Raw genomic sequence first — 11,784 nt, forward strand, 5'->3', positions numbered from 1 at the left:
CCGTAAATCCTACGGTGACCAGCATCAACCGGGCCTTTCGGCCTTACTTGGGGCCCGATCGCACGGCACCATTGAGCTATGAGCGAGGTCAAGCAGGCACTGGTGCAAGCGGCGGACGCGGCTCGGTTCGCCCCGTCGATCCACAACACCCAGCCGTGGCGCTGGGTGGTCCGGGCCGACCGGCTGGAGCTGTTCGCGGTGGCCGAGCGCCAGCTGCGCGCCCACGACCCGGACGCCCGGATGTTGCTGGTCAGCTGCGGGGCCGCGCTGCACCACGCGCAGGTGGCGCTGGACGCCGAGGGGTGGTCGCACACGGTGGACCGGCCGGCGTCGCTGACCCCGGACGCGCCGCTGGCCGTGCTCACCCCGGGCGAGCAGCGGCCGGCCGAGGCGTCCGCCACCCGGCACCTGCAGATGCTCCAGGTGCGGCGCACCGACCGGCGCACGGTGAGCGAGGAGGAGGTCCCCGAGTCGGTGCTGGACGAGCTGGTCAAGGCCACCGAGCAGGCCGGCGCCGGGCTGCACGTGCTGGGCCGCGACCAGGTGCTGGACCTGGCGGTCGCGGTGGAGCGGGCGCAGGCCGCCGAGGCCGCCGACGACCGGGCCGCCGCCGAGCTGGCCACCTGGGTCGGCGGGGAGCGTCCGGAGGGCACCGGGATCCCGTCCTCGGCCCTGCCGGCCGAGGTGCCGCTGACCACGGTCGCGGAGCGCGACTTCCAGACCGCGGGCACGGTCGCGGCAGGCGAGGGGCACGACCGTTCCGCGACGTACGCCGTGCTGTACGGCACCGGTGACGCCGAGGCGGACTGGCTGCGCGCCGGCGAGTCACTGAGCCGGCTGTGGCTGGCCGCGACCGAGCACGCGGTGAGCCTGCTGCCGTTCAGCGGCCCGGTCGAGATTCCGTTCACCCGGGAGGCGCTGCGCCGGATGCTCGGCGGCACCGGCGTGCCCTACCTGGCGATCCGCCTCGGCCTGCAGGACCCGGCGCACGCCGCCCCGCCGCACACCCCGCGCCTGCCGGCCACCCAGGTCATCGAGATCGCCGACGAGGAAAAGCCCTGACGGCTGGGCAGGCCCCGCCCACCCAGGGGGAGCCGCCCGAAGACAGTCTGGCGCAGAATTCCCACCCCGCGGGGCCAAGCTGTGGACAGCGCGTGAGTGTGGAAAACCGGCACCGTGTCGGCAGCAGCAGGCGCAGCGGCACTTCGGAAACGCGCCTACCGGGGCCGAGGCGGGCGGGGTCGTGCAGCACAGGGCGCAAGGGCGCACGCGGCTTCTGTGGACGGCGGGCGGCGGTTTCCGGGCTGTCAGCGGGCCCGCATGACACGCGCCGCGGTCGTGAGCGGGGCCGGTCAGCGGGCCCGCATGACACGCGCCGCGGTCGTGAGCGGGGCGGGCCTCGCGGGCCGACTGGCACGGGGCCGGTGGTCGTACCGGAAAAGGATCCGGACGGGTGCGGGCGGCATCGCGGCAGCGGGGATGGTTCTGATCGCTGAGGCGGGCCTCAGTGCGGGTCGCCCTCCGGGCCGAAGGCGGTCAGGAAGCGGTCGCGGAAGGTGTTCATCGGCCAGACCGGGGCGTCGGGGGCCGGCTTGACGCTGCTGGTCCAGCCCCAGGAGGCGATCCGGTCGAGGATCTTCGGATCCTTGGCGACGATGGTGATCGGGACGTCGTGGCCGGCGTTCTGGCCGACCACGACCGAGGCCGGCTGGTGGTCGCCGAGGAAGACCATGACCAGGTTGTCGTCGGCGTATTCGGTGGCCCAGCCGATCAGGCTGTCCACCGAGTAGGCGATCGACCGGGCGTACTCGGTCTTGACCCGGGAGTCGTCCTTCCAGACGCTCTTCGGGTCGGTGGTCCGGGCCTGCGGGCCGTAGACGCTGCCGTCGCCGAGCCGGTCCCAGTCGAGCATGCTGGGCACCGGCGCCCACGGGGTGTGGCTGGAGGTCAGGGTGATCTCGGCGAGCAGCGGGCCGCGGCCGGGCTTGGCGTACTCGAACTTCTGGAACTGCGCCAGGGCGTACTGATCGGGCATCGGCGACCAGCTGAACTGCGGGCCGTGGTAGTTCAGCGCGGCCTTGTCGTAGACCTGGTCGTACCCGTAGAACTGGCCCTCCGGCCAGGCGAAGATGACGCCCGGCTCGATGCCGACGGTGCGGTGCCCGGCGTTCTTGAACGCCCTGGTCAGGGTGAGCCGGTCGGTCGCCATCAGGCTGCGGTAGCGGGACTCGTTGTTGACCCACATCCCGGACAGGAACGTGGAGTGCGCGAGCCAGCTGCCGCCACCCGCCGTGGACGAGGTGAGGAAGCCGCTGCGGGCGGCGAACCCGGCGGCGGCCAGTTTCCGGTCGCCGTCGCCGAGCGCGGTCAGCACCGCGCCGTTGAACGCCGGGTTCTCCACCGCGTCCCGGCCGTAGCTCTCGATGAACGAGACCACCACGTCCTTGCCGCGCAGCGCGGTGAGCAGCTGGCTGCCGGGCCGGTCGTGGTAGCGGTCGTCGGCCGCCTCGGCCACGAACCGCCGCTTGTCGGCGAGGTCCTTGGGCAGCGCCAGCGCGGTGTCCCGGGCCAGGTCGGCGGCCGCGTGCGCGGCCACCGGGATGCCGCCGATCAGCTGGTAGCCGATCGCGAACAGGGCGGCCCAGGCCACCCCGGCCGCGCCCATGCCGCTCCAGGCGAGCCGCCGGTGGCCGACCGCGACCGCGGTCAGGCGCAGCATCGCCCAGGTCATCCCGGCGATCAGCAGCGCCGCCAGCAGCACCGCGCCGGCCGCCACCCCGATCGCGGATGCCTTGCCGATCGAGTCGATCAGGAAGTGGAAGCCGTCGTCGAAGAGCGTCCAGTCCAGCACCGGGTCGAACCGGCGGGCCAGCACCGCGAAGAACCCGATGTCCACCAGCTTGACCACGGTGAGCGCGCCGAGCAGCACGCCGAGCCCGGCGGCCGTCCAGCGCCGGGCCCGGACCGGCACCAGGAGCAGCACCGCGCCGGCGACCAGCGCCTCGATCGGGATCCGGAGTAGCGCGGTGTACCAGTGGTTGCCCGGCGGCAGCCGGGTGATCTGGTCCGGCAGGATCAGCGCGACGAAGACCAGAACAGCGGCGAAACCCGTGGTCACGTGGCGGATGACCCGGCGGTACGACTTCGGTTGGCTCACATCTCCTTGATACGCCGGTCTGCCGGTCCCGGTTCGAACGCCCCCGCCCATGACAAAAGTCAGTGGATGAGTGAGTGCTCGCTCATTAGGGTGGGCGGCGTGGAATCCCGACGCAGACGACAGCCGGCCCTGGCGCCGGACGAGAGGCGGGCCGCGCTGATCGCGGCGACCATCCCGCTGCTGCACGAGCACGGCACCGAGGTGAGCACCCGGCAGATCGCGCACGCCGCCGGGGTCGCCGAGGGCACCATCTTCGGCGTCTTTCAGAACAAGAACGAGCTCGTGGTCTGCTCGGTCGTCAAGGCGCTCGACCCACAGCCGGTGCTGGACGCGCTGGACGCCATCGACCGCTCGGCCCCGCTGCGGGACCGGCTGCGCGAGGCGGCCGAGATCGTGCACACCCGGTTCGAGCGGAACGCCGGCCTGATGCACGCGGCCCGCCGCCTGTTCATCGCCGGGGAGAGCAGCCCGGAGGCCCAGCATCAGATGACCTCGACGCGGGGCAAGCTGCTGGCCGCGGTCACCGCGGTGCTGGAGCCGGACACCGACCGGCTGCGGATCACACCGGCCGAGGCGGCCCGGCTGCTGCTGCTCTACTGCGGCGCCAACACGTTCGGGCCGTTCGGCGAGGGGGACGCGTTCAACGGCGCCGAACTGGCGTCCCTGCTGCTCGACGGCATTCTTCTATCCGATTCGGGGGAGCAAGCGACGTGCTGATCAAACTGCTTCGCGTGCACCTGCGGCCGTACTGGAACACGATCGGCGTGATCGTGCTCTTCCAGTTCCTGCAGACGCTCGCGACGCTCTACCTGCCGACCCTGAACGCTGACATCATCGACAAGGGCGTGGTCACCGGCGACACGAACTATGTGATGCGGGTCGGCGCCGGGATGCTCGGCATCACCGTGCTGCAGATCGCGGCGCAGATCGTGGCGGTGTATTTCGGGGCGCGCACCGCGATGGCGGTCGGCCGCGACCTGCGCGAATCGATCTTCACCCGGGTGCAGCGGTTCTCCGCGCGTGAGGTGGGCCAGTTCGGCGCGCCGTCGCTGATCACCCGGACCACCAACGACGTGCAGCAGATCCAGATGCTGGTGCTGCTCACCTTCACGCTGATGGTCTCCGCGCCGATCATGTGCGTCGGCGGGATCGTCCTGGCGCTGCGCCAGGACCTGCCGCTCTCCGCGCTGCTCCTGGTGATCATCCCGATCCTGATCGGCGTGATCGGCCTGATCGTCAGCCGGATGCGGCCGCTCTTCCGCAGCCTGCAGGTCAAGCTCGACCGGGTGAACCAGGTGATGCGCGAGCAGATCACCGGCATCCGGGTGATCCGGGCGTTCGTCCGCGACGAGCGCGAGCGGGCCCGTTACGAGGTGGCCAACGACGACCTGACCCAGGTCTCGCTGAAAGCCGGCAAGATCATGGCGCTGATGTTCCCGACCGTCCTGCTGATCGTGAACCTGTCCAGCGTGGCGGTGCTCTGGTTCGGCGGGCACCGGATCGAGGACGGCGCCATGCAGGTCGGCGCGCTGACCGCGTTCCTCAGCTACCTCATGCAGATCCTGATGTCGATCATGATGGCCACCTTCATGTTCATCATGATCCCGCGGGCCGAGGTGTGTGCCGAGCGGATCCAGGAGGTGGTCACCACCGACTCCTCGGTGACGCCGCCTGCGGCGCCGGTCACCGAGGTGACCCGGCACGGCGAGGTGGAACTGCGCGATGTCAGCTTCCGCTATCCGGGAGCCGAGGCCGCGGTGCTTTCTGACGTACGCCTGGTCGCCCGGCCCCGGGAGGTCACCGCGATCATCGGGTCCACCGGCAGCGGCAAGACCACCCTGCTGCACCTGATCCCCCGGCTCTTCGACGTGACCGAGGGCTCGGTGCTGGTCGACGGGGTGGACGTGCGCGAGCTCGACCCGGGCCTGCTGTCGCGGCTGGTCGGGATCGTGCCGCAGCGGCCGTACCTGTTCACCGGCACGGTCGGCTCCAACCTGCGCTACGGCAACCCGGACGCCACCGACGAGGAACTCTGGGCGGCGTTGGAGGTGGCCCAGGGCAAGGACTTCGTCGAGCGGATGGAGGGGCAGCTGGACGCGCCGATCGCGCAGGGCGGCACCAACGTGTCCGGCGGGCAGCGGCAGCGGCTGGCGATCGCCCGGGCGCTGGTGCACCGGCCGGAGATCTACCTCTTCGACGACTCGTTCTCGGCGCTCGACTACGCCACCGACGCGGCATTGCGGGCGGCGCTGACCGAGCACATCGCGGACGCCACCGTGGTGATCGTGGCGCAGCGGGTCAGCACGATCCGGGACGCCGACCGGATCGTCGTGCTGGACGACGGCAAGGTGGTCGGCACCGGCACGCACGACGAACTGATGGACGGCAACCCGACGTACCGGGAAATTGTTCTTTCTCAGCTCACAGAGCAGGAGGCGGCCGCATGACCGCGCCCACCCGCCGCCCGATGGGCCCGGGAGGCGGCCCGCCGGCCGCCCGGATGATGATGGCCGGCGGACCGCCGGAGAAACTGCAGGACTTCAAGGGGTCGACGAAGCGGCTGCTCGGCATGCTCAAGCCGCAGCGGGCGCTGGTCGCGCTGGTGCTCGCCTTCGGCATCGTCGCGGTCTTCCTGTCGGTGCTCGGGCCGAAACTGCTCGGCAAGGCCACCGACGTGATCTTCGCGGGCGTGGTCGGCAAGACGCTGCCGGCCGGCGTCACCCAGGAGCAGGCCGTCGAGGGGCTGCGCCAGCAGGGCAACGACAAGGTCGCCGACATGCTGGCCGCCATGCACGGCGTGGTGCCCGGCCAGGGCATCGACTTCGACGCGCTGATCCGGGTGCTGGCCTGGGTCGCCGTGGTCTACCTGTTCGCCTGGGTGTTCGGCGTGTTCCAGGGCCGGATCACCGCGCGGGTGGTGCAGACCGCTGTCTACGACCTGCGCAACCAGGTCGAGGCGAAACTGTCCCGGCTGCCGCTGTCGTACTTCGACAAGCAGCCGCGCGGCGAGGTGCTGAGCCGGGCCACCAACGACACCGACAACATCGCGCAGACCCTGCAGCAGACCTTCGCCCAGCTGGTCACCGCGCTGCTGACGGTGGTCGGGGTGCTCGGCATGATGTTCTGGATCTCGCCGCTGCTGGCGCTGATCGCGCTGGTCACCATCCCGGTGTCGTTCTTCCTGACCACCTTCGTCGGCAAGCGGGCGCAGCCGCAGTTCGTCGCCCAGTGGAAGACCACCGGCCAGCTCAACGGGCACATCGAGGAGATGTTCACCGGGCACACCCTGGTCAAGGTCTTCGGCCGGCAGCAGGAGGCGGAGGGCGCGTTCCGGGAGCACAACGACAAGCTGTACGCGTCCAGCTTCCGGGCCCAGTTCATCTCCGGCCTGATCCAGCCGGCCATGATGTTCATCAGCAACGTGAACTACGTGCTCGTGGCGGTGGTCGGCGGGTTGCGGGTGGCGTCCGGGTCGCTGTCGCTCGGTGACGTGCAGGCGTTCATCCAGTACAGCCGGCAGTTCAGCCAGCCGCTCACCCAGGTGGCCAGCATGGCGAACCTGGTGCAGTCCGGCATCGCGTCGGCGGAGCGGGTGTTCGCCCTGCTGGACGCGCCGGAGCAGTCCCCGGACCCGGCTGCGGTGCCGCTCCCCTCGGTGCAGGGGCGGATCGCGTTCGAGAACGTGTCGTTCCGGTACACCCCGGACAAGCCGCTGATCGAGAACCTGTCGCTGACGGTCGAGCCGGGCCAGACGGTGGCCATCGTCGGACCCACCGGGGCCGGCAAGACCACGCTGGTCAACCTGCTGATGCGGTTCTACGACGTGACCGGCGGGCGGATCACCCTGGACGGGGTGGACATCGCCACGATGCCCCGCGAGCAGCTGCGCGAGCAGATCGGGATGGTCCTGCAGGACACCTGGCTGTTCGGCGGGACGATCGCGGAGAACCTGGCGTACGGGGCTGATTCTTTTGAGGAGTCCGCAGTCGTCCAGGCGGCCGAGGCGGCGCACGTCGACGGCTTCGTCCGGATGCTTCCCGAGGGCTACGAGACGAAGATCGACGAGGAGGGATCGAACGTCAGCGCCGGGCAGAAACAGCTGATCACGATCGCCCGGGCGTTCCTGGCCGAACCCAGCATCCTGATCCTGGACGAGGCGACCAGCTCCGTCGACACCCGTACCGAAGTGCTGATCCAGCGGGCGATGGCGACGCTGCGGACCGGGCGGACCAGTTTCGTCATCGCGCACCGGTTGTCGACGATCCGCGACGCCGACCTGATCCTGGTGATGGAGAACGGCTCCATCGTGGAGCAGGGCACCCACGATCAGCTGATCGAGGCGGGCGGGGCTTACGCGCGGCTCTATTCGGCGCAGTTCGCCCAGGCGGTCGTCGAGGTGGACTGACCGGCGCGGGGCGGGGTCTTCAGGACCCGCCCCGCCACTGCTCCATGCTCTCCATGAGGTGTTTCACGTTCGCCGGCGACCGGAGCAGGTAGTCCGTCTCGACGATCGAGTCCCATTCCGCCTTGCTGATCAGGACCGCAGAACCTCGCTCCGAGACGACCTCGACGGTGGTGTGGTCCTTGTTGACCCGGTCGATGAGTGAGTCGAGGGTCCTACCAGCTTCGTCGGCGCTGATTGACGCAGCCACGAAGCCCACCGTAGCCGACGAAGAGAACGGGGGCGGCCTCGCGGCCGCCCCCGTTTTTTCGGGTCAGGTGGTGCTTACTTGATGGTGATGGTCTTGGTCGCCGAGTAGCCGGACGCGATGCCCGTGCTGCTGTTGCCGGAGACCAGGGCGCGCACCGAGACCTTCGTCTTCGACTTGATCGACACGCTGGTGCGGTAACCGCTCGCCGTCGTCTTGCCGGAGCCGATGGTGGTCCACTTGCCGCCCACCAGCCGCTGGACGGTGACCGTCTGGCCGGTGGCCTTCGGGTTGCCGTAGACGATGACGCTCAGCTTGCCCTTGGTGGAGCCCAGCGTCAGACCCGGGTTCTGGGTCAGCTTCACCGTCACGGTCTTGGAGTTGATCTCCTGCGACCGGGCGACGAACGCGTACCCCTGGGCCAGCGACTTCGTGACGAACTTGAAGTTGCCACTGCCGTCCGACTTGACCCGCTCCCAGAAGGACATCTTGGTCGGGTCGGTGGTCGGCAGCGCCGACGCCCAGAGCTCGACGTAGGTGTTCGGGGCGGCCTTGCCGGTCAGGGTGACCGCTCCGGCACCCTTGGCCGGCCCGGAGGCGGACAAGGTCGGCGTGACCGCTGGGGTCTTGTCGTCGCTCTTGATCGTGACCGTCGCGTCGCCGTTGACCACCGAGCTGCCGAACGGGCCGACGTTGCCGAGACGGACCGAGAAGGTCTCGTCGTCCTCCATGTCCCGGTCATTGATCACCGGCACCTTGATGGTGCCCTTCATGTCACCGGCACGGATGGTCAGCGTGCCCTTGGTGAGCGTGTAGTCCTTGCCCACCTTGGCGGTGCCGTCCGCCGTGTAGTACGGGATCGTGGTGTCCTGGACCGTCGAGGTGGCATCCCCCGTGAAGGTCAGGTTGACCGGGATCTCCGCGTTGCCGGCGTTCTCGCTCACCGTGGCGTCCGCGATCGACACCGCCGGCGGCAGGTCCATCGGGTCGTCAGCGATCTTGACGGTGGTCGACGACGGCGCGAAACCCATCGGGATCGGGGTGATCTCGCTGGCGGTGATGACCAGCGTCTCGGTCGGCTCGTCGATGTCGTCGTTCAGGATGTCGATCGCCGGCGCCGAGTAGCCGCCGGACTGCGCGGCGAAGTTGCCGCCGCCCGTGGTCAACAGGCCTTTCTCACCCGGTCGGATCTCGGCGTCGAAGGTCGCGAGCGCGTCCGCGGCCTTGTAGTCGGCACCCGCGGTCGCCGGGTCGGTAGCACCACCACCGACGCTGAAGCCGATGTGGTACGTGTACTGCGAGATGCCGACGACCGTACCGGTCACCGCGATGCTGCCACCCTCGGTGACGGTGCCCTGCGCGAAGGTGAGCTTCGGCATGGCGTCGTCGTTCGCGATGGTCACCCGCGCCACCTTCTGGGTGACGTCCGTCGACGTGGTGACGTTGGTGGAGTTGCCGGCGTTCGAGGCGAACGTGACGTTGAACGTCTCGTCCCGCTCGTAGACCTCGTCCCCGTAGACCGGGAGGTCGAAGTACCCGACCGTGTCGCCGGCCTTGATCGTCACCGAGGTGGCGCTTGGGTGGTCGAAGTCGTTGGATCCCGCGCCGGACCCCTGGTAGGTGGCGCTGCCCGCAGGCGCGTAGGTGGCGTCGAAGACGAGATCGACGGCGGCCGGGCCGCTGAGCGTCACCGGCACCCGGGCCAGGGTCGAACCGCTGTTGCCCTCCTGCACCTTCACGTCCGCGGTGGTCCAGGTGGGCGCCGCGTCGTCGTCGTCGATGGTGAAGCTCTGCTCGCCCAGCGAGCTCTCGTCCACCACTCCGGACGGGCTGGTCAACGACAGCTTGAAGGTCTCGTCCGGCTCGGCGTTCGTGTCACCGATGATGGTCACCGGAATGGCGACGTCCTTGGTCGCGTCCTTCGGCACCGTGACGGTGCCGGCCGCGCCCTTGTAGTCCACCCCGTTCTTCGCCGTACCGTCGACGAAGGTGTAGTTCAGCACCGCGTCCTGCGGGGAGTTGGTGTCGAAATGGATGTAGATCTTCTTGTCCGACGAGCCGACGTTCCCCTCGGCGAACGTCCGGTTGGTTGGGGAGTCCGTGCCGTTCGGGGTGTTCTTGGAGTACACCAGCGTCTTGCCCGCACCGGCATCGGTGACCACACCGGTCGCCGTCGACTTGGTGCCGAGCGTGGAGGTCGCGCCGCTGACCGGCTCGCTGATCGTGACCTTGACGCCTTCCGGCCCCTCGAACGCGCTCGGACCCGTCGGGTTGGTCGTGGTCGTCAAGGACAGGTTGGTGGAGGTGGCGTACTTCGCCACCGTGACCGACGACGCCGCGGCGACAACGTCAGTGGTCGACCCATTGTCGGTCGATCCCACGATCGCAGCGGACGCGGTCCCGCCCAGGGTGTCACCGGCCACCGCGATGTCGAGCGGCACGCCCTTCTCGGAAGGGTTTGTCAAGTTGACCGGGAAGATGAGACGGCTTCCCTCGACCGCCGTCGGCGCGTCGCCGATGGTGGCGACCGGAACGGCGTCGTCGTCCTTGATCCCGATCTTCACCGAGCTCTGGGCGCTGACCACAGCGCCGCCGAGCGTCGGGCGGCTGGCGTCCTTCTTGACGACGAAGTACTGGGTGTCCGTCTCGTCCGAGTTGTCATCCCAGAGCGTCACCGTCGCCGTCCCGGACGTCTCGTTCGCCGGGATCGTGATGACCGCGTCCGCCGCCAACGCCGTGTAGTCCCGGTTTGCGCCACCCTGCGAGGTCGCCATGTCGGTGGCGTAGCTGGTTCCCGCGAAGTCGGCCGTCTGGACCGGGATGGTGACGTCGTGCGGCGCCGGATTCGTCGAGGTCGCGGTGATCGTCACCGTCTTCTGGGTACCGCTGGTCGCCGTCTCCGCGACCGTGGTCGCACCACCCAGGACGATGTCGTTGGTCGCGTCGGGCTCCCAGATCGTCCCGGTCCCGGTTGACGTGCCACTCGCACCCGTGGCGGTCAACTGGAACGTCTCGTCGGCACCTTCGCCAGGGGAGTCGGCCGTCGTATCTACCGTCACGGTGATGGTATTGGTGCCACCGGCGGCCGTGCCGGGGAAGGTGTAGCTGGCAATACTCGGCGTCCCGGTGAAGTCCGTTCCCTTGGTGGCCGTGAGACTCGGGGTCTCGGCGCTCCCGACCGTACCGAAGGCGATGCTCCCCGACGAGGTGGTCCCGGTGTAGGTGACGGTGAAGCTGGCCGTTCCCCCCTCCCAGACACCAGCGGGGCTGACGGTGAGATTATTGACCTTCGTGTCGGCGATCGTCGCCGTCGCGCTGGTCACGTAGCCGGTGTTCGCCTCCGTGGCGACCAGATTGAACGTCTCAGGGCCTTCAGCCGAAGAGTCCGCAGTCGTGGGGACGGTTACCACGATGGTGTTGGCGGAACCACCGGCGGTTGTGCCGGGGAAAGCTCCTGCGGCAATGGTGGTCGCAGGGCTACCCGTACCGCCGGGCACCGTCGGAACGGTGGTGTAGTCGGTCCCGCCGCCAGTCGCCGTGCCGGCGCTCGTAGTGAACACGATGTTATTCGCCGATGCTGCTGAACCACTGTAGGTCACCGTGAAGCTGGCCGTTCCCCCTTCGTTGACGACGGGGGAGCTGATGGTCAGGTTGGAGATGACAGTGGCGTGCGCCGGTGACGCAATGAACGTCGCGGGGACCAGGGCCACCGCCGACACCGCGACAGACGTCATAACCTGCCGGATTCGCTTACGTCCCCAGAATGTGAACGGCACTCGCTCGTGCAGCGCCGTTTGGATTGGTCGATGACGCATTCTCTTCCTGTCTCCTTCGGCGGCTGGGCTACCTCCAGCGGGGAGGCCCCTGGCTTTGCGTCCCCGCCTTACGGCGGGTTTGCCTGTTCGGGTACCGCACCTAGGGCGGTTGGGGGTGCCGGCCATACCGGCCCTCAGCAGCGCGAACACGGGACTGAAGGTC

7 protein-coding genes and 1 riboswitch are annotated in these 11,784 nt (G+C 69.2%); of the genes, 4 read left to right on the plus strand and 3 right to left on the minus strand.

Features of this window, described 5'->3' with window-relative positions; translation table 11 throughout:
- The first annotated feature begins 78 nt into the window (after window positions 1-78).
- Window positions 79-1,062, plus strand: coding sequence for an Acg family FMN-binding oxidoreductase (locus BJY16_RS00310; RefSeq protein ID WP_185037135.1), 984 nt, complete (start codon window positions 79-81; stop codon window positions 1,060-1,062).
- A gap of 442 nt (window positions 1,063-1,504) precedes the next feature.
- Here the strand turns inward: BJY16_RS00310 and BJY16_RS00315 are convergent, their stop codons facing one another.
- Window positions 1,505-3,157, minus strand: a complete 1,653-nt coding sequence (locus tag BJY16_RS00315) for a sulfatase-like hydrolase/transferase (RefSeq protein ID WP_185037136.1) — start codon at window positions 3,155-3,157, stop codon at window positions 1,505-1,507.
- A gap of 99 nt (window positions 3,158-3,256) precedes the next feature.
- Here BJY16_RS00315 and BJY16_RS00320 point away from each other — a divergent pair, with 99 nt between their 5' ends.
- Genes BJY16_RS00320 through BJY16_RS00330 form a run of 3 tightly spaced genes read left to right on the plus strand, consistent with a single transcriptional unit; the run spans window position 3,257 to window position 7,562 of the window.
- Window positions 3,257-3,874: a TetR/AcrR family transcriptional regulator gene (locus BJY16_RS00320; protein ID WP_185037137.1), complete on the plus strand. Its 618-nt coding sequence runs from the start codon at window positions 3,257-3,259 to the stop codon at window positions 3,872-3,874.
- Window positions 3,868-5,604, plus strand: a complete 1,737-nt coding sequence (locus BJY16_RS00325) for an ABC transporter ATP-binding protein (protein ID WP_185037138.1) — start codon at window positions 3,868-3,870, stop codon at window positions 5,602-5,604. Before BJY16_RS00320 ends, BJY16_RS00325 begins: the two co-directional genes overlap by 7 nt.
- Complete coding sequence (locus BJY16_RS00330) at window positions 5,601-7,562, plus strand: ABC transporter ATP-binding protein (protein WP_185037139.1); 1,962 nt, start codon at window positions 5,601-5,603, stop codon at window positions 7,560-7,562. Before BJY16_RS00325 ends, BJY16_RS00330 begins: the two co-directional genes overlap by 4 nt.
- Before the next feature lie 19 nt (window positions 7,563-7,581).
- Here BJY16_RS00330 and BJY16_RS00335 read toward each other — a convergent pair whose 3' ends face one another.
- Window positions 7,582-7,809 (minus strand): type II toxin-antitoxin system Phd/YefM family antitoxin, encoded by a 228-nt coding sequence (locus tag BJY16_RS00335; RefSeq protein WP_185037140.1) that lies wholly within the window; start codon window positions 7,807-7,809, stop codon window positions 7,582-7,584.
- Window positions 7,810-7,883: 74 nt separating this feature from the next.
- Window positions 7,884-11,516, minus strand: coding sequence for a Calx-beta domain-containing protein (locus BJY16_RS00340; RefSeq protein WP_185037141.1), 3,633 nt, complete (start codon window positions 11,514-11,516; stop codon window positions 7,884-7,886).
- 120 nt (window positions 11,517-11,636) lie between these two features.
- Window positions 11,637-11,715: riboswitch (cyclic di-GMP riboswitch) on the minus strand.
- Window positions 11,716-11,784: the final 69 nt, after the last annotated feature.

This window comes from Actinoplanes octamycinicus (assembly GCF_014205225.1).
Lineage (GTDB): Bacteria > Actinomycetota > Actinomycetes > Mycobacteriales > Micromonosporaceae > Actinoplanes > Actinoplanes octamycinicus.

Coding starts and splice junctions, on each gene's coding strand:
- BJY16_RS00310 (WP_185037135.1), top strand. CDS start 79: ATGAGCGAGGTCAAGCAGGCACTGGTGCAAGCGGCGGACGCGGCTCGG.
- BJY16_RS00330 (WP_185037139.1), top strand. CDS start 5,601: ATGACCGCGCCCACCCGCCGCCCGATGGGCCCGGGAGGCGGCCCGCCG.